Source organism: Pseudomonas bananamidigenes, assembly GCF_001679645.1.
Classification (GTDB): Bacteria; Pseudomonadota; Gammaproteobacteria; order Pseudomonadales; family Pseudomonadaceae; genus Aquipseudomonas; species Aquipseudomonas bananamidigenes.
This window is the reverse complement of the sequence record NZ_LRUN01000046.1, coordinates 90,747-112,276: the sequence shown is the minus strand read 5'-3', so window position 1 is coordinate 112,276 and position 21,530 is coordinate 90,747. Positions and strand designations below refer to the sequence as shown.

General features: G+C 63.5%; 2 protein-coding genes. Both read left to right on the top strand.

What is annotated here, in order from left to right:
- The first annotated feature begins 211 nt into the window (after positions 1-211).
- Positions 212-13,219, top strand: coding sequence for a non-ribosomal peptide synthetase (locus BBF94_RS16815; protein ID WP_065260104.1), 13,008 nt, complete (start codon positions 212-214; stop codon positions 13,217-13,219).
- Complete coding sequence (locus BBF94_RS16810; protein WP_065260103.1) at positions 13,216-21,516, top strand: non-ribosomal peptide synthetase; 8,301 nt, start codon at positions 13,216-13,218, stop codon at positions 21,514-21,516. Before BBF94_RS16815 ends, BBF94_RS16810 begins: the two co-directional genes overlap by 4 nt.
- The last annotated feature ends 14 nt before the right edge of the window (positions 21,517-21,530 follow it).

Below are 21,530 nucleotides of genomic sequence, written 5' to 3'. Positions count from 1 at the left end.
CGGTGTGTCAATCACCAATGATGTCGGCTGACACAACCTCTTCGCGAGCAAGCTCGCTCCCACAGGGTGGGGCTGCTTACCACCACGGCTTGTCCCCGCTTCCCATGTCAGACACCCAAGCCCCGATGTTTTAGCTTTTCCGGGCTGCGCGTGGCCGCACGGACTCGCCGCTGCGCGCTCCTTTTTCCCGAATTTACAGCAGGTTACCCCCATGCAATTTCGCGAGCTGATGGCTGTTATTTCCACCCATGCGATCCGCCTTCAACAGGACGATGAAGACCTGGTCATTCTGGGCGACGACGAAGCGCTGGACGACGCGTTGTGGGACAGCCTCGCCAAACACAAGGCGCAGCTGCTGGAGCTGGTGGCGAGCCACGGCGGCGACTGGTCGAGCCCGGCGCTGCGCATCACCCCGGACATGCTGCCGCTGGTGCAACTGGATCAGCCGGCCATCGACCGTATCGTCGCCACGGTGCCGGGCGGTGTGGCGAATGTGCAGGACATCTATCCGCTGGCACCGTTGCAGGAGGGTCTGCTTTACCTCCACATCAGCGCACCGGAAGGGGATCCCTACGTGTCGCAGGCGCGGTTCACGTTCGACAGTCGCAAACGGCTGGATACATTCACCGACGCACTGCGTCGCGTAATAGAGCGCCATGACATTCTGCGCACTTCGTTCGTCTGGGAGCGACTGGACGAACCTGTGCAGGTGGTCTGGCGCGAAGCCCCGCTGGTCTGTGAGGAAGTTGCTCTCGATGACCGCGAGGACGCGCTTACGCAATTGCTGGCACGCCATGACCCGCATTTTTTTCGTCTCGACCTGCAACAGGCCCCGTTGCTGCGACTGGTGTTCGCCGAGGATCCGGTCAACGACCGGGTGGTCGCATTGTTGCTGTTCCACCACATGATCATGGATCACCTCGCGCTCGATGTGGTACGCCGGGAAATTCAGGCTTATCTGTCTGGCCGCGATGCCGAGGTCGGGAGAGCGGTGCCGTTTCGCGACCATCTGGCGAGGGCGCGTCTGGAGTCGGATGAGCAGGCGCACGAAGCATTTTTCCGCGAGATGCTGGGTGACATCGACGAGCCGACACTGCCCGGTGGCTTGCACGATGTGCAGGGTGACGGTCAGGGCATCGAGGAAGTGTCGTGCATGCTGGAAGGCGATCTGAGTCAGCGTCTGCGCACTCAGGCGCGACAACTGGGCGTGAGCGTGGCGAGCTTGATGCACTTGGCCATGGCGCGCGTGCTGGGGCAGTTGTCCGGGCGCACGGCGGTGGTGTTCGGCACGGTTCTGCTGGGGCGGCTGAACGCCGCGGATGGCGTTGAACAAGCATTGGGGATGTTCATCAATACCTTGCCGTTACGGGTGGATGTCGGCGAGTCGAGCGTTCATGACGGCGTGCTGGCGACGCACCGACGCCTGACCGCGCTGCTCGCCCATGAGCAGGCATCTCTGGCACTGGCCCAGCGTTGCAGCGCCGTGGCGGTGCCGACGCCGCTGTTCAGCGCCATGCTCAACTACCGCCACAGCAGCGTGGAGGAAGTCGCCGAGGTGATCGAGCTGTCGCCGGGGGTGCAAGTGTTGGGCGCCCGCGAACGCACCAATTATCCGCTGACGGTCAACATCGATGACCTTGGTCAGGACCTGCGCATCACGGTGCTGGCCGATGTGACGCTTGGCGCTTCCCGAATCGCCGGTTACCTGCGCACGGCACTGGACAGTCTCGTCGATGCGTTGCAGCACAACCCGCAAGCCGCATTGCACAGTCTGAACATACTGCCGCCCGTCGAGCGTGAGCACTGGCTGTATGGCGTCAACGCGCCGAAAGCGGAGTTGCCCGACACGCCGTTGATCCATCAGCAATTCGAAGCGCAGGCGCACACTCGGCCCGAGGCGGTTGCGTTGCTGTTCGATGGCAGGACTTGCAGTTATGAAACACTCAACCGGCAGGCCAACCGGGTGGCCCATCGTTTGCTCGCCCTCGGCATTCGCCCTGATGACCGGGTAGCGATCTGCGTCGAGCGCGGCCCGCAAATGATCGTCGGCCTGCTTGGCGTGCTGAAGGCGGGCGCCGGTTATGTGCCGATCGATCCGGCTTATCCGCTGGAACGGATCGCCTTCACCCTGCAAGACAGTGCGCCGGTGGTGGTGCTGATGCAGGCAGCGACTCTGGATCGGATTGTCGGGCTCTGCGTGCCGCAGATTGATCTCGACGACCACGCTTTGCAGACCGAACCTGATTTCAACCCGCAGATCCCGGGCTTGACTCCGGCGCATCTGGCCTACGTGATCTACACCTCTGGCTCCACCGGGGTGCCCAAAGGCGTGATGGTCGAGCACCGCAACGTGGCCCGCCTGTTTGGCGCGACCCACGACTGGTTTCGGTTCAATGCGCAAGACGTCTGGGCGCTGTTCCACTCGTTTGCCTTTGACTTCTCGGTCTGGGAAATCTGGGGCGCGCTGGCTTACGGCGGTCAGTTGCTGGTGGTGCCGCAACACATCAGCCGCTCGCCGGACGAGTGTTACGCGTTGCTTTGCCGCACAGGTGTCACCGTACTCAACCAGACGCCGAGCGCGTTCCGTCAGTTGATCGCCGCCCAGGGCCGCAGCCTGTTGCAGCATTCGCTGCGCGAAGTGATTTTTGGCGGAGAGGCGCTGGAGCCAGGATCGCTCAAACCCTGGTATGCGCGGGTCGGCAACGCCGGCACTCGGCTGGTGAATATGTACGGCATCACCGAAACCACGGTGCATGTGACCTATCGACCGCTGGTGGCGGCAGACGCGCAATTGACCGCGGGCAGCCCGATCGGCGTGCGCATTCCCGACCTGCAGCTGTACGTCCTGGATGCCCGGCGGGAGCCAGTGCCGGCCGGGGTGACCGGTGAGTTGTACGTTGGCGGCGCCGGGGTGGCCCGTGGTTATCTGAATCGTGAGGCGTTGACCGCCGAGCGCTTTATCGCCGATCCGTTCAGCGGGCATGCCGAAGCGCGTTTGTACAAGACCGGCGATCTGGCACGGTGGACGGTGGAGGGCGAACTCGAGTACCTGGGACGCAACGACGATCAGGTGAAAATCCGCGGCTTCCGTATTGAGCTTGGCGAGATCCAGGCACGTCTTGCAGCCTGCGACGGCGTGCGCGACGCGCTGGTGATCGCCCGCGAGGACAGCCCCGGCGACACGCGTCTGGTGGCTTACTGGCTGGCCGCCGAAGGTGCCGAACCGAGCGTTGCGCAATTGCGCGATCACCTGCTGGCATCGCTGGCCGAGCATATGGTGCCGGGCGCGTTCGTGCGCCTCGATGCCTTCCCGCTGACGGCCAATGGCAAACTCGATCGCAAGGCGTTGCCGCAGCCGGACAACGAAGCCTTCGCCCGGCGGATGTTTGAAGCACCGCTTGGCGAAATCGAAACCCGCATCGCTGTGATCTGGCAGACCTTGCTCGGGCTGGACCGGGTGGGCAGGCATGACAATTTCTTCGAGCTGGGCGGGCATTCGCTGTTGGCGGTGAAGCTGATCGAGCGCATGCGTCAGCAAAACATGCAGTGCGACGTCCGTGTGCTGTTTGGCCAGCCGAGCGTGGCGGCACTCGCCGCGACTCTGGGAGGGGATGCCACGGTCAGCGTGCCGGCCAATCGCATCGAACCCGGCTGCATCCGCATCACCCCGGACATGCTGCCACTGGCCACACTGGATCAAGCGGCCATCGACCGTATCATTGAGGCCGTCGAGGGCGGTATCGACAACGTGCAGGATATCTATGCCCTGGCACCGTTGCAGGCGGGAATCCTCTATCACCACCTGGCCATCGCCAACGGTGACCCATACGTGCTGCAAGCACAGTTCGCCTTCGACGGACTGGCGCAGATCAAGGCGTTCGTCCGCGCATTGAACAGTGTCATCGCCCGGCACGATATCCTGCGTACCGGCGTGGTCAGGGAAAACCTCGAGGAGCCGGTGCAAGTGGTGTGGCGTGCGGCGCCGCTGGCACTGGAACGGGTGGATGTCGATCCGCAGGACGGTGATGTGTTGCAGCAAATGCAGGCGCGCTTCGATCCGCGACACTATCGCCTGGACTTGCAGCGTGCGCCGTTGATGCGCTTCGCCTACACCGAAGACCCGTTGCAAAACCGCTGGGTCGGGATCCTGCTGTTGCACCACATCGTTCTCGACCACACCGCGCTCGAGGTGTTGGTGGCCGAGATGAGCGACGCACTTGACGGGCAAATCGGCGTGCTGCCGCCCCCCGTGCAATACCGCAACTACGTCGCTCAGGCCCGCCTCGGATCGAATGCCGGGGCACATGAAGCGTTCTTTCGCGAGATGCTTGGCGACATCGTTGAACCGACCCTGGCGTTCGGCCTGCGAGACGTACTCGGCGATGGCACAGGTATCGTGGACAGCGAATTGGCACTGGATGAGCATCTTGCCGGCCGCTTGCGCAACCAGGCCCGTACGCTGGGCATCAGTGTTGCGAGTCTGGTGCATCAGGCCTGGGGCCAGGTGCTTGCGCAGGTCTGCGGGCGCGAAGAGGTGGTATTCGGCACGGTGTTGCTGGGGCGCATGCAGGGTGGAGAGGGCGCCGACCGTTCGTTGGGTATGTTCATCAACACACTGCCGCTGCGGGCCCATGTCGGGGCAACGGCAGTGGAGGCGGGTGTCAGGGCGACCCACGAGCGTCTGGCGCAGCTGCTGGTGCATGAGCAAGCGCCCTTGATGCTGGCTCAACGTTGCAGTGGCGTGACGGGGTCGCAACCGCTGTTCAATACCTTGCTCAACTATCGCCACAGTGCGCAACAGGCGGCTACGCCGGGATGGGAAGGCATCCGGATTCTCGATTCTCGTGAGCGCAGCAACTATCCGCTGGTGGTCAGCGTCGATGACCTTGGACAGGGCTTCCGGCTTTCTGTGCAGGCAGTGCCCGAAGTGGATGGCATGCGGGTCTGCGACTACCTGCAGACGGCATTGCACAATCTGCTGAACGCGCTGGAGCAGGACCGCAATGCGCCATTGAATCAGGTGTCGATTCTGTCGGCGGCCGAACGCCAGCGCGTGCTGGTCGGTTTCAATGTCACCGGTCGCGACTTTGCCCACGGCCATGTTGTGCACCAATTGTTTGAAGAGCGAGCGGCGATCCAGCCCGACACTGTGGCAGTGGTGCAGGGCGGGCAAAGTCTGAGCTACGACGAGTTGAACCGCCGTGCCAACCGCCTGGCCCACCACTTGATCGGCCTCGGTGTGCAACCGGACGATCGCGTTGCGCTCTGCGTGCAGCGTGGGCCGCAGATGCTGGTCGGGCTGCTGGCGATCCTCAAGGCTGGCGCCGGTTATGTTCCGGTTGATCCGGCACATCCGGCAGAACGGATCACTTATCTGTTGCAGGACAGCGATCCGGTAGCGGTGCTGGCACAGACGACCACCCGCGACCTGCTGGGCGCCGTGCCGGTGATCAATCTGGACAGCGACGCTTGGCAGCATCTGCCGGACAGCAACCCACAGTTGCCGGGCCTGACCCCGGCACATCTGGCCTACGTGATCTACACCTCGGGTTCCACCGGCCAGCCGAAAGGCGTGATGGTCGAACACTCGACCCTGGAAAACCTCGTGCACTGGCACGCCGAAGCCTTTGATCTGCACGCCGGCAGCCACACCGCCAGCGTGGCCGGTTTCGGTTTCGATGCGATGGCCTGGGAAGTCTGGCCGGCGCTGTGCGTCGGCGCGACCCTGCACCTGCCGCCGGAATCGGTGAGCAACGAGCATCTGGACGAACTGCTCGACTGGTGGCGGGCGCAGCCGTTGCAGGTGAGCTTCCTGCCGACGCCGGTGGCCGAATACGCCTTCAGCCGTGAGCTGCAACACCCGACCCTGCGCACTTTGCTGATTGGTGGCGACAAACTGCGCCAGTTCAATCGTGCGCAGAGTTTTGCGGTGATCAACAACTACGGCCCGACCGAGGCCACGGTGGTCGCCACCTCCGGTCCCGTCGAAGTCGGTCAGCCGCTGCACATTGGTCGGCCGATGGCCAATGCCCGCGTCTATCTGCTCGACGATCAGCAACGTCCGGTGCCGGTAGGGGTGACGGGCGAGTTGTACGTCGGCGGCGCTGGCGTGGCACGGGGTTACCTGAACCGTCCCGAACTGACCGCTGAGCGCTTCCTGAATGACCCGTTCAACGAAGGGCGCATGTACCGCACCGGCGACCTCGCGCGCTGGCTGGCGGACGGCAACATCGAATACCTGGGCCGCAACGACGATCAGGTGAAACTGCGCGGCGTGCGGGTCGAACTGGGGGAAATCGAAGCGGCGCTGGCCAGCCATCCGGCAGTACAGGACGCCGTGGCGCTGGTGCGCGACGGGCAGTTGCTGGTGTGGTTCACCGAACGTACGCCCACCGATATCGAAAGCCTGCGCAATCATCTGCAAACCCGCTTGCCGCAAGCGCTGATCCCGGCGGCTTACGTGCGCCTCGACGCCTTACCGCTGACCGCCAACGGCAAACTCGACCGCAAGGCCTTGCCGGAACCGGATCAGCACGCCTGGCTCAGTCGTGAGTACGAAGCCCCGCAAGGCCCGGTGGAAACCGCGCTAGCGCAGATCTGGGCCGACGTCCTGAAGCTGGAAAAAGTCGGTCGCCACGACAACTTCTTCGAACTGGGTGGTCATTCGCTGCTGGCGGTCAGCCTGATCGAACGTCTGCGCCAGATTGGCCTGAACACCGACGTGCGCGTGCTGTTCAGCCAGCCAACCCTGGCCGCGTTGGCAGCGGCGGTGGGCAGCGGCCGCGAAATCGAAGTGCCGGCCAACCGCATTCCCGCTGGCTGCACCCGCATCACCCCGGACCTGCTGAGCCTGACCGAACTGGATCAGGCCGGCATCGACCGGATCGTCGCCACCGTGCCGGGTGGCGCCGCCAACGTGCAGGACATCTATCCGCTGGCGCCGCTGCAGCAAGGCATCCTTTATCACCACTTGAGTGCGGAGCAGGGCGATCCGTACCTGCTGCAATCAAGTGTGGCCTTTGCCAGCGTCGAGCGCCTGCGCGCTTTTGCCAACGCCTTGCAAAAGGTGATTGCGCGCCACGACATTCTGCGCACCAGCCTGGTTTGGGAAGGGCTGCCGAGCCCGCAGCAAGTGGTATGGCGAGAAGCTGCGCTGGCGGTTCAATCGGTCGCTCTGAGTCCGCTGGATGGCGATATCCTCGATCAGTTGCGCGCACGATTCGATGCCCGGGATTTTTGCCTCGACCTCGGTCAGGCACCGCTGATCCGTCTGATGTATGCCGAAGATCCGGTGCATGACCGGGTGGCAGGCGTGCTGTTGTTTCATCACGTCGTGCTGGATCACACCGCGCTGGAGGTGGTTCGCCGGGAAATGCAGTTGTATCTGCCGGGACAGGTTGAGTCTCTGCCGCCCGCTGCACCCTACCGCAACTACGTTCACCAGGCTCGTCAAGGCATTAGCGAGGAAGAACACGAAAACTTCTTTAGCGAAATGCTCGGTGATATTGACGAGCCGACCCTGCCATTCGGCTTGCAGGACGTACAGGGCGACGGCCGCAACATCGAGGAGCACTCGCTGGCGCTGCCGCTGGAATTGAATCGGCACCTGCGCAGCCAGGCGCGGCAATACGGGGTCAGCGTCGCGAGCCTGTTTCATCTCGCCTGGGCACGGGTGCTGGCGGCGACCTCCGGGCGCCGAGACGTTGTGTTCGGCACGGTGCTGCTGGGCCGCATGCAAGGCGGCGAGGGCGCGGATCGGGCATTGGGGATGTTCATCAACACCTTACCGCTGCGCGTGAAGGTTGACGGGCAGCGTGTGAGCGAAGCGGTTCGAACGGTTCATGAACGATTGGCCTCTTTACTGGGGCATGAGCATGCGTCGCTGGCACTGGCTCAGCGTTGCAGCGCCGTGGCTGCCCCTTTGCCGTTGTTCAGCGCGGTACTCAACTATCGACACAGCGGCCACGACGCTGAGCGACAGACTGTTGATCAAGTCTGGCAAGGCATCGAATTCCTGGCTCAGGACGGGCGCACGAATTACCCGCTGACCCTGAGCATCAACGACCGGGGCGATGGCTTCAACCTGTCGGTGCTGACCCCGGATCATGTGGGGGCGCAACGGGTCTGCGAGTTGATGCACACCGCTCTGACGGAGCTGGCGACAGCGTTGGCTGACAATCCCGGACAAGCCTTTGAACGTCTCAACGTCCTGTCAGCGGCGGCGCGCGAGCAACTGCTTGGCGACTTCAACGCGAGCACTGCCGTTTACCCGTCAGCGCAAGGTGTTCATCGTCTGTTCGAGGCGCAGGTTGCACGCACGCCGGATGCCGTGGCGGTTCAAGCGGGCACGCAGCGCCTGACTTTCAGGCAATTGAACCAGCGCGCCAATCGCCTGGCCCATCATCTGCTGGGGATGGGGGTCACCGGCGATACGCGAGTGGCGATCTGTCTCAAACGCAGCCCGGAAATGCTGGTCGGGTTGCTGGCGATTCTCAAGGCCGGCGCCGCCTATGTACCGGTCGACCCGGCTTATCCGCCCGAGCGCATCGCTTACATGCTGGGCGACAGTGCGCCGACGGTGATACTGGTTCGCGACGCAGCACTGCCGAATCAGGCTGGCGTACCGGTGATTGATCTCGCTCATGAGACCTGGCAAGACCTGTCGGATGCTGACCCGCAGGTCGCCGATTTTACGCCGGACAACCTGGCCTACGTGATCTACACCTCGGGCTCCACCGGCCAGCCGAAAGGCGTGATGGTCGAACACTCGACCCTGGAAAACCTCGTGCACTGGCACGCCGAAGCCTTTGATCTGCACGCCGGCAGCCACACCGCCAGCGTGGCCGGTTTCGGTTTCGATGCGATGGCCTGGGAAGTCTGGCCGGCGCTGTGCGTCGGCGCGACCCTGCACCTGCCGCCGGAATCGGTGAGCAACGAGCATCTGGACGAACTGCTGGACTGGTGGCGGGCGCAGCCGTTGCAGGTGAGCTTCCTGCCGACTCCGGTGGCCGAGTACGCCTTCAGCCGCGAGCTGCAACACCCGGCCCTGCGCACCTTGCTGATCGGCGGCGACAAGCTGCGTCAGTTCAATCGTGAGCAGAGCTTTGCGGTGATCAACAACTACGGCCCGACCGAGGCCACGGTGGTCGCCACCTCCGGCCCCGTCGAAGTCGGTCAGCCGCTGCACATCGGACGGCCAATTGCCAACGCCCGAATCTATCTGCTCGACGACCAGCAACGTCCGGTGCCTGTGGGTGTGACGGGCGAGCTGTATGTCGCCGGCGCCGGTGTTGCGCGGGGTTACCTGAACCGTCCCGAACTGACCGCCGAACGCTTCCTGACTGACCCGTTCAGCGACCAGCCGCAGGCGCGGATGTACCGCACCGGCGACCTCGCGCGCTGGCTGGCGGACGGCAACATCGAATACCTGGGCCGCAACGACGATCAGGTGAAACTGCGCGGCGTGCGGGTTGAACCGGGGGAAATCGAAGCGGCGCTGGCCGGCCATCCGGCAGTACAGGACGCCGTGGCGCTGGTGCGCGACGGGCAGTTGCTGGTGTGGTTCACCGAACGTACGCCGACCAACATCGAAAACCTGCGCAATCATCTGCAAGGGCTTCTGCCGCAAGCCCTGATCCCGGCGGCGTATGTGCGACTCGACAATTTGCCGCTGACCGCCAACGGCAAACTCGACCGCAAGGCCTTGCCGGAGCCGGATCAGCACGCCTGGCTCAGTCGTGAGTACGAAGCCCCGCAAGGCCCGGTGGAAACCGCGCTGGCGCAGATCTGGGCCGATGTCCTGAAGCTGGAACAAGTCGGTCGCCACGACAACTTCTTCGAACTGGGCGGTCATTCATTGCTGGCGGTCAGTCTGATCGAGCGTCTGCGGCAAATCGGCCTGAACACCGACGTGCGTGTGCTGTTCAGCCAGCCGACCCTGGCAGCCCTGGCCGCGGCGGTGGGCAGCGGGCGCGAAATCGAAGTGCCGGCCAATCGCATTCCTGCCGATTGCACGCGTATCACTCCGGAATTGTTGAGCCTGACTGAACTGGATCAGCCGAGCATCGACCGCATCGTTGCCACAGTGCCGGGCGGTGCTGCGAACGTGCAGGACATTTATCCGCTGGCACCCTTGCAGGAAGGCATTCTTTATCACCACTTGAGCGCAGAGCAGGGCGACCCCTATCTGCTGCAATCGAAGCTGGCGTTCGACAGCGTCGAGCGTGTGCACGCGTTCGCGGCAGCGCTGCGTCAGGTCATCGCCCGCCACGACATCCTGCGCACGGCCGTGATCTGGCAGAAACTGGCCGAGCCCATGCAAGTGGTCTGGCGTCACGTTGAGCTGCCGGTGCAGGAGGTCGTGCTGGATGCGGCGGATGGCGACGTCCTTGAGCAATTGCATGGGCGTTTCGATGCCCGTCACTACCGCCTCGACATCAGTCAGGCACCTTTGCTGCGGCTGGTGTACGCCCGGGATCCGGCTCACGACCGGGTGGTGGCGATGTTGCTGTTCCACCATGTGGTGCTCGATCACACCGCGCTGGACGTGGTGCAGCACGAAATGCTCGCCTGCCTGCAAGGGCGCGAAGCCTCGCTGGGCGCAGCGGTGCCTTACCGCAACTACGTGGCGCAGGCGCGGCTGGGTGTCAGCGAACGGGAGCACGAAACGTTCTTCCGCGACATGCTCGGCGACATCGACGAGCCGACCCTGCCGTTCGGCTTGCAGGATGTGCAAGGTGACGGTCGTGATATCGAAGAAACCCGACAGGCCCTGACGGCTGCCACCGGCCAGCGCCTGCGCAGCCTGGCCCGGAAACTGGGTATCAGCGTGGCCAGCCTGTTCCACCTCGCTTGGGCGCAGGTGCTGGCGGCGACGTCCGGGCAGGAGCGGGTGGTGTTCGGCACAGTGCTGATGGGGCGGATGCAGGGCGGCGACGGGGCCGACCGGGCGCTGGGGATGTTCATCAACACCTTGCCGCTGCGGGTCGACCTCGGTGAAACCCCGGTGCACGAAGGGGCTCGGGCGACGCATGCGCAGCTCAGTGCGCTGCTCGGTCATGAACATGCTTCCCTGGCGCTGGCCCAGCGTTGCAGCGGCGTGGCCGCGCCGGCGCCGCTGTTCAGTTCGATGCTCAACTACCGGCACAGCGCCGACGAAGCGCAGCAGCAAAACATCCGTCAGGCCTGGCAAGGCATCGAGACCCTGAGCAGCGAGGAACGCACCAACTATCCGCTGAGCCTGGGCGTCGATGATCTGGGGGATGGCTTCGTCCTCACCGCCATGACCCCGGCGAGTATTGGTTCGCAGCGGATCTGTGACTACATGCAGACCGCGCTGGCGACTCTGGCGGATGCTCTGGAGCAGGCACCGGATCAGCCGCTGAATCGCTTGCCGATCCTCGACGGTGCAGAACGTCAGCGGGTGCTTTACGACCTTAATGCCACCGAAACCGCAGATGATCTGCAGCAAACCGTTCACGGGTTGTTCGAGGCGCAAGTCCAACGCACGCCGCAAGCCATCGCTTTGCAGGCCGGTGAACGGCAACTGACCTACGCCGAACTCAACGCACAGGCCAACCGTCTGGCCCATCACCTGCGCGAACTGGGCGTGGGGCCGGATTCGCGGGTGGCGATCTGTGTCGAGCGCGGGCTGGAACTGATGGTCGGTCTGCTCGGCATCCTCAAGGCGGGTGGTGCCTATGTGCCGCTGGATCCGGCGTACCCGGCGGAACGTCTGGATTACATGCTCAAGGACAGTGCCCCGGTGGCGGTGCTGGTTCACGGGGCGACTCGCGCATTGCTTGACGAAAGCACTGCGCTGGTGATCGATCTGGATCAGGAACACTGGCGATACAACCCGGATGCCAATCCGCAAGTCCCGGGCCTGAGCGCTTCCAACCTGGCCTATGTGATCTACACCTCCGGCTCTACCGGCGCGCCGAAGGGCGTGATGGTCGAGCATCGCGGTGTAACCAACCTGTTGCACTGGAGTTCGCAACTGTGTCCGGCCGTGACGGACGGTGCGCTGTTGCAGAAAACCCCGTTCAGTTTCGATGCCTCGGTCTGGGAGCTGTTCTGGCCGTTGAGCGCGGGGCTGCGTCTGGTGCTGGCGCGGCCCGACGGACACCGCGAGCCGAAGTATCTGGCGCAACTGATTTGCGAGCAGCAGATCAGCGTGATTCAGTTCGTGCCGGTGCTGTTGCAACAGTTCCTCGAACTGGACGAGGTCAGTCAGTGCAGCAGCCTCACCGACGTGTTCTGCGGCGGTGGCGACCTGACACCGGCGCTGGCGCGTCGTGTGCGTGAGCGTTTGCCACAGGTTCGTTTGCACAACGTTTACGGTCCGACCGAAGCCACAGTGGACAGCACGGTGTGGACGCTGGAGCCGTCAATGCCGGTGCCGGACAGCGCCTTGCCGATCGGACGGCCGATCAGCAACACCCGTCTGTATGTACTCGATGCTGCCGGGCTTCCGGTGCCGATGGGCGTCATCGGTCAGTTGTTCATTGGCGGTGCCGGTGTCGCGCGGGGCTATCTGGGCCTGCCGCAGTTGATGGCGGAACGGTTCATCAACAGTCCCTTCGTCGCCGGCGATCGGCTGTACGCCACGGGCGACCGGGTGCGCTACCGCGCCGACGGTCAGCTCGAATTCATCGGTCGCAACGACTTCCAGGTCAAGTTACGTGGCCTGCGTCTGGAGCCGGGTGAAATCGAAGCGCAGCTGCTCAGCCATCCGGCCTTGCGCGAGGCCGTGGTGCTGGTGCGTGAAGAGCGCCTGGTGGCGTACTTCACCTGGCGCGCCGAGGCCGGGCAACCGGGGATCGAGGCGTTGCGCGAACACCTGCTCGCACGCCTGCCGGACTACATGGTGCCTTCGGCATTCGTCGCACTCGACAGCCTGCCACTGAGCCCCAACGGCAAGGTGGATCGCAAGGTATTGCCCGCACCGGATTCGGCTGCGGTCAGTCACCGCGAATACGAAGCGCCGGTCGGCGAAATGGAGATCCTCCTTGCGCGACTGTGGTGCGAACTGCTCAAAGTCGAGCGCGTCGGACGGCAAGACCATTTCTTTGAGCTGGGTGGGCATTCGTTGCTGGCGGTCAGCCTGATCGGGCGCCTGCAACAGGAAGGTATCGAAGCCGATGTTCGGACGTTGTTCGAGCAACCGACCCTGGCTGGTTACGCAGCCATCACGGAAAGAATGGAGATCGTCCTGTGAACCTGAATGAACTGTTGGCGACGCTGAAGACAAAAGACATCCAGCTGGCAATCACGGACGGCCAATTGCGGGTCAATGGAAACAAGCAGGCTCTGAGTGAACCAGCCTTGCTGGCCGCATTGCGCGAGCACAAACCGGCATTGATCGGGCTGATCGAGGCGGGCATTTACTCGCCCGCACGGGAGGGGCAGGTTGAAGTCCCGGTCAATGGAATCTCGCCGGGCACAACACGGATCACTCCGGAGATGCTGACGCTGGTTGACCTGAGCCAGGACATCCTCGATCAGATTGTCGCGCAGATCCCTGGCGGCGGCGCCAATGTCCAGGACATCTACCCGCTGACGCCGTTGCAGCAGGGCATTCTCTACCACCACGCGAGCGCTGAGCAGGGTGACCCGTACGTGATGCAGGCGAAATTCTCGTTCAGCGGGCCTGAGCGGTTCGAGGCATTCGTCCGAGCGCTGCAGACCGTCATCGAGCGCCACGACATTCTGCGTACCGCTATCGTCTGGGAAGGACTGGACACACCGGTGCAAGTCGTCCTGCGAAGTGTCGGGTTGCCCGTGGAAGAAGTGCAGCTCGACGCGGCACAAGGCGATGTCCTGGAGCAGTTGCATGCGCGATTCGACGCCCGGCATTTTCGTCTGGACGTGACACGTGCGCCGCTTTTGCGCCTGGCCCATGCCTGGGATGCAGGCAGCGGGCGTATCGTCGCGATGTTGCTGTTTCATCACATGGCGATGGATCACTCGGCGCTGGCCGTGGTCAGCGAAGAAATGCAGGCTTGCCTGTCAGGGCACGGCGCCAGGCTGGGAGCGCCCGTGCCGTTTCGCAATTATGTCGCCCAGGCGCGGCTAGGCATCAGCGAGTCGGAGCACGAGGCGTTTTTCCGCGAGATGCTCGGTGACATCGACGAGCCGACGTTGCCGTTCGGCCTGCAAGGCGTGCATGGCGATGGCTGCGACATCGAAGAATGCAGCGTGCCAGTTGATCCGTTGCTGGGGCAGCGCCTGCGAGCCAGCGCACGCTCGCTCGGCGTGAGTGTCGCGAGTCTGTTCCATCTTGGCTGGGGGCAGGTGCTGAATGCACTCACCGGCAAGTCTCCTGTCGTGTTCGGTACTGTGCTGATGGGGCGGATGCAAGGAGCGGAGTCGACCGACCGCGCCCTCGGCATTTTCATCAACACCTTGCCGCTACGGGTCGAAATCGGCGCGCTGGCGGCAAGCGAGTCGGTTAAGGCCACCCATGTCCGTCTGACCAGCCTGATGCGCCATGAGCACGCCCCGCTGGTGCTGGCCCAGCGTTGCAGCGGGGTGGTCGGGTCGTCGCCGCTGTTCAGTTCGCTGCTCAATTATCGACACAGCACCTCGAGTGCCAATGCCGGTGCCGAGGCGCTCGCGGCCTGGGAGGGGATCAGCGTCCTGCATGCGGAGGAACGCACCAATTACCCACTGACCTTGAGCATCGATGACTTTGGCAATCACTTCAGCCTGACGCTGCTGGCGACCCGTGAAGTCGAGGCGCAGCGGATCTGCGGCTATATGTTGTGTGCCATGGAAAACCTGTTGCACACGCTGGAGCAAGCCGCGGATACGCCGTTGAGCCAACTGTCGGTTCTGCCCGCCCCGGAGCGCGAACGGTTGTTGACGGGGTTCAACGCCAGCGATGTCGAATACCCTGGCGGACAGACGATTCATCAACGCTTCGAGGCGCAGGTCCTTGCGCGACCGCAAGCGCTGGCAGCGGTGCACCAGGACAGGCAACTGACGTTCCACGAACTGAATCGCCAGGCCAACCGTCTGGCGCATCGCTTGATTGATCTGGGTGTGCAGCCGGATGACCGGGTCGCAGTCGTGGCCCGTCGAGGACTGGATACCCTGGCCGGATTGCTCGCAGTCCTCAAGGCTGGCGCCGGGTATGTGCCGATCGACCCGGCGCATCCGACCGAACGCCTGAATTACCTGCTGGGTGATTGCGCACCGGTGGCGATCCTGACTTCACGTGATTTGCTCGCACGGCTGCCGGCGCAGGAGCTGCCGGTTCTCGATCTCGACCCGCGCACCTGGCGCTCAGGCAATGACGCAAACCCTGTGGTTCCGGGTCTGTCCGAGGCGAACCTGGCTTACGTGATCTACACCTCGGGCTCCACGGGTTTGCCCAAGGGCGTGATGGTCGAACACCAGACACTGGCCAATCTGGTCGACTGGCACAGCAACGCGTTTGACCTGTGTGCCGGCCGCCATACGTCGAGTCTGGCCGGGTTCGGCTTCGACGCGATGGCATGGGAAATCTGGCCATCGCTGTCTGTCGGCGCGACCCTGCACCTGGCGCCTGCGCAGGACGGCGGCGAAGACGTCGACGGGCTGCTGGCCTGGTGGTGCGCGCAACCGCTGGACGTGAGTTTTTTGCCGACGCCAGTCGCCGAATACGCCTTCAGCCGGCACCTTGAGCATCCGACATTGCGCACCCTGCTGATCGGCGGCGACCGCTTGCGTCAGTTTTCGCGCAATCAGCATTTCGATGTGATCAACAACTACGGCCCTACCGAAGCCACAGTAGTTGCCACGTCCGGACGGATCGAGGCAGGGGAGGCGCTGCACATCGGCAAACCGGTGAGCAATACCAAAGTGTATTTGCTCGACGACCAACAGCGACCGGTGCCGATCGGTGTGTCCGGCGAGCTGTATATCGGCGGCAGCGGCGTGGCGCGCGGTTACTTGAACCGTGCGCAACTGACCGCTGAACGCTTTCTGCCGGACCCCTTCAGTGAACGACCGAATGCGCGTATGTATCGCACCGGCGACCTTGCCCGCTGGTGTCCGGACGGGAGGATCGAATACCTGGGACGCAACGATGATCAAGTGAAAATCCGCGGCATGCGCATCGAATTGGGGGAAATCGAAAGCCGTCTGCATCAGCTTCCCGGCATTCAGGAAGTGGTGCTGCTGGCCCGTGAAGACGAACCCGGACAACCACGGCTGGTGGCCTACTTCACGGAGCAGGCCCAGGTGCAGCCCCTGGCGGTAGCGCAACTGCGCGAGCATTTGCTGGGCCAGTTGCCCGAGTACATGGTGCCGGTCGCATTCGTCAGGCTCGACAGCCTGCCGTTGACCGCCAATGGCAAACTGGATCGCAAGGCCTTGCCTTTGCCGGAGCGCACGGCCCTGCTCACACGCGCATACGAGGCGCCGCAAGGCGAACTGGAATGCACGCTGGCGCAGATCTGGGCCGAGGTTTTGCAGGTCGAACGGATAGGACGTCAGGATCATTTCTTTGAGTTGGGCGGCCATTCTTTGCTGGCCATGCGCATGGTCGCGCAGGTGCGTCAGCGACTGGGCGTGGAGCTTGCGCTTGGCGAGTTGTTCGCCAATGCCGAACTGGCGTCGGTGGCGCAGTCGCTGACCCGGGCCGGACGCTCTACGCAGCCGCCGATCCTGCCGGTGCCACGGGAAGGCGCATTGCCGTTGTCGTTTGCCCAGCAGCGCTTCTGGTTTCTGGCACAGATGGAAGGTGCCAACACCGCTTACAACATTCCGATCGGTCTGCGTTTGCGCGGTGTACTTGACGAAGATGCGCTACAGCGGGCACTGGCCCGGATTGTCGCCCGGCACGAAAGCCTGCGCAGCCGCTTCGCTCCCTGCAATGGCGAAGCCCAGGTGCTGATTAGCCCGCCCGACAGCGGCGTGCTGCTGCGTATCGAGGACTTGCGCCAGCACCCGCTGGCCGACGAAGCCTTGCAGGCACTGATTCAGGGAGAAGCTTCAGGTCCGTTCGACCTGCAGGACGATCCGTTGATCCGCGGGCGACTGGTCCGTCTGGCCGACGATCACCATGTGCTGCTGATCACCTTGCATCACATTATCTCCGACGGTTGGTCGATGGAGGTGCTGACCCGCGAGCTGATGGCGTTGTATCAGGCTTTCAGTCAGGGCGCCGAGGACCCTTTGCCGCCCCTGGCACTGCAATACACCGACTATGCCGTCTGGCAGCGGCGCTGGCTGAGCGGGGAGGTATTGCAGCGTCAGAGCGAATACTGGCAACGCACGCTGGCCGATGCGCCTGCCTTGCTGACGTTGCCTGCCGACCGACCGCGGCCGCCGCAACAGGATTACGCCGGCAGCAGCGTCGAAGTGTGCCTTGACGAACGCTTGAGCGCCGGGCTGAAAGCCTTGAGCCAGCGCCATGGGGTGACGCTGTACATGACGATGTTGAGTGCGTGGGCGATGCTGCTCAGTCGTTTGTCCGGGCAATCGGACGTCGTGGTCGGCTCGCCGGTGGCCAACCGTCAGCGGGCCGAAATCGAGGAACTGATCGGGTTGTTCGTCAATACCCTGGCATTGCGCATTGATACCTCCGGTGAGCTGAGCGTCGAAGCCTTGCTGGCGCGAGTCAAGGCGCTGACCTTGCAGGCCCAGGACCATCAGGACCTGCCATTCGAGCAAGTGGTGGAAATTGCCCGACCGGCCCGCAGTCTGGCCCACAGCCCGCTGTTCCAGACCATGTTCAACTGGCGCAACAGTGACGGGCCGGTATTGGCGCTAGGGGATCTGACCCTGGAAGCGGTGGCCGAGCCGAGTCACTTCGCCAAGTTCGATCTGACCCTGACCCTCGGTGAGTCACCCGACGGGATCATTGGCTGGATGGAGTACGCTACCGCTCTTTTCGATGAGGTGACGGCACGGCGTTATGTCGGTTACTTCCAGCGTTTGTTACAGGCCATGGTCAACAACGACCAGGCAGTACTGGAACACGTGCAGATAATCGACGATCAGGAACGCAGGCAATTGCTCGGCGAATTCAACGCCCCCGCAGGGGACTGTCCGCAAGTGCTTACCGTGCACCGTGTTTTCGAAATGCGCACCGCGGAGCGACCGCAAGCCATCGCTGCGGTGCACGGGATGCAGGCGTTGAGTTACGCAGAATTGAACCGCCGCGCCAACGGCCTGGCTCATCATCTCATCGCCCGGGGAGTGCGGCCCGGCGACCATGTGGCGATCCTGTTGCCACGCTCGCTGGAGCTGTTGGTCGCGCAGTTGGCGATCATCAAGTGTGCGGCGGCCTATGTGCCGCTGGACATCAACGCACCCGCCGAGCGTCAGGCATTCATGGTGCAGGATTGTCAGGCGGTCGCGCTGTTGACCGGCAGCGATCAGTCCGTCGATTACCCGGTAAGACGAGTGGATCTGGATACCCTGGCGCTTGCCGGGAGCCCTTCGCACAACCCGGATCTGCCTCAGTCCTCGGAGGCGCTGGCATACATCATGTACACCTCGGGCTCCACGGGCACCCCGAAGGGGGTCATGGTGCCGCATCGCGGAATTACCCGCCTTGTGATCGATTGCGGCTATGCCGATTTCAACCCGGGTGACCGGATAGCATTCGCTTCCAACCCGGCGTTCGATGCGAGCACCATGGATATCTGGGGCGCTTTGCTCAACGGTGGCCAGGTGGTCGTGATCGATCATGCGACCTTGCTCGACCCCCAGGCATTCGGTCGCGAGCTTGACCGGTGCGGTGCGACGATCCTGTTTGTCACCACCGCGTTGTTCAATCAATACGTGCAATTGATTCCCGAGGCGCTCAAAGGGCTGCGCATCCTGCTGTGCGGTGGGGAACGTGGTGATCCGGCGGCGTTTCGAAAGCTGCTCGCCGAAGCACCGGAACTGCGCCTGGTGCATTGTTATGGCCCGACCGAAACCACGACATACGCCACCACCCTCGAAGTGCGTGAGGTGGCGCCGGATGCGGACAGCGTTTCGATTGGAGGCCCCATCGGCAATACCCGCGTGTATGTGCTTGATACCCGGCAACAACCGGTACCATTCGGCGTCACCGGCGAGTTGTACATCGGTGGGCAGGGTGTTGCGCTGGGGTATCTGAACCGGCCTCAACTGAGTGCCGAGAAATTTCTCCGGGATCCGTTCAGCGACAATCCGCAAGCCTTGATGTATCGCACGGGTGACCTGGTGCGCTGGCAGGCGCCGGGGCGACTGGAATGTATCGGCCGCAACGATGACCAGGTAAAGATTCGCGGCTTCCGGATCGAGCTCGGAGAAATCGAAAACCGCTTGTTGAGTTGTCCGGGCGTCAAGGAAGCGGTGGTCCTGGCCCGGCGCGACGAACAGGAGCCAACGCGGCTTGTGGCCTATTACACGGCGCATGATCCTGCCTTGCAGGGCGGTACTCTGCGCGCGCTGCTGCAAACCAGGTTACCGGAGTACATGGTGCCGACCGCCTGGGTGGCGCTGGAGAGCCTGCCGCTGAACAACAACGGCAAGGTCGATCGCAAAGCCTTGCCGGCGCCGACACACCAAGCGCTGGTCATGCGTGACTATGAAGCGCCGGCCAATCCTCTGGAGGCGTCTCTGGCCGGGCTCTGGGCTGATGTGTTGCAAGTCGGACGGGTAGGACGCCATGACAACTTCTTCGAACTGGGCGGGCATTCGCTGCTGGCGGTGCGACTCGTCGATCTGATGCAAAAGGCCGACATGCCAGTTTCGTTGGCCGAGCTGTTCCAGCATCCCACTGTCGAGGGTACTGCCAGGCTGTTGTGCCAGCGCCATGACGCCGTGCCGCGCCCTGACGGCGTGATCGTGGTGCGGGCAAGCGACCGGGGCACGCCGTTGTTCCTGGTGCATGAGTTCAGTGGTCAGGACCTGTATTTCCCGGCGCTGGGCATGCACATCGGTGGCGAGTTTCCGATTTACGGTTTGCCGGGGATCGATTCCGGTAGGGCGCAACTGCGCACCATGGAGTGCCTGGCATCCCGGCTGGTCGAGGTTATCCGCGCCAGGCAACCTCATGGCCCCTATCGGCTTGCCGGCTGGTCGTTCGGTGGCGTGCTGGCTTATGAAATCGCGTCGCAACTGCTCGGAATGGACGAGTCAGTGGAGTTTGTCGGGCTGATCGACTCCTACGTGCCACGCCTGGCCGATCCGAACAAGGCGCAGTGGAGCGATGCACAGGTGCACAAGCGTCAATTGCTTTTGCATTGCACGGCACACTGGGCCGGCCGCGAGACACAGGGCCAGCAAGCACTGGCGCGTCTGGCGGTATTGCAGACCGAACTTGAGCAGTGGGCGTTCGCCGATTTGTTCAAACATTGCCACGAACAGCGCTTGCTAAGACCCGAACTCGCGGCTGTCTCGTCGGCAGATGCCTGGCATTACCTCGATCGGGAAGTGGCCCACGGGCATGCGCTGGCGCATTACCGGATCAATCCGGTCGGCCTTCCGTTGCATCTGCTGCGTGCCAAGGAGCGTTCGGCACCAATGTCACGACTCAGCCCCACGCGCGGTTGGGCTGAGGAATTGCCGGGTGCGCAGCTGAACTGCATCGACGTACCGGGCGACCACCAGAGCATGATGAAAGCACCGCACGTTCAGGCTCTGGGGCTGGCCCTGACTCAGGCGCTGGAAACGGCAATAGCGCCAGTGCCGCCGGCGTATCAGCCGATTCTGACGATCCAGACCGGTCACGCCGGGCATGCACCGATTTTCTGTGTGCCGGGCGCCGGGGACAGTGTCACCGGGTTCCTCCACCTGACCGAGGCGCTGGGGCCGGAGTGGCCGATTCATGGGCTGCAACCCCGAGGCCTGGACGGCGCGAGCGTGCCACACAGCCGGGTCGAAAGCGCCGCCGGTTTCTACCTGCGGGCGCTGGAGCAGTTGTATCCCCACGGGCCGGTGCATCTGATCGGGCATTCGTTCGGTGGCTGGGTGGCGTACGCCATGGCGGCGCAATTGCAGGCCGCCGGGCGCGAGGTGGCGTCGCTGACCCTGATCGACAGCGAATCGCCGGGCGGCAACAGCGTTGTGGGCAAGCCGTTCACCACAACGGCGGCGTTGTTGCGGCTGATCGAGTCGTTGCAACTGTCCAGCGGCAAGTCATTGGGGATCGATGCTCTGACCTTCGCTGAAGCCGATGACGCTACGCAAATGCGCCTGCTGCATGAGGGGATGGTTCATGCGGGCGTGCTGTCCGATCGTTCCTCTGCCGATGCGATGCGGGGCCCGGTGCGAACCTTCGCCACGGCGCTGCGCACGGTTTATCGACCGGCTCTGGCCTACACCGGACCGGTGCGCCTGGCGCTTGTGGACGACCCGACGCTGGACGCCCTCGGCAACCAGCGTGAACAGGCGGCCATGCTCGAGGGCTGGCAGCGTGAAGCCAGGGATCTGACGGTGTGGTACGGCCCCGGCAACCACTTCACGATCCTCAAGGCGCCGAATGTCTTCAGTCTTGCGGCGTGGTGGCATGACGGGCTGACCGTGGCGGCGGGGCAAACAGTGTCCTGATCGACGTTTTTAAC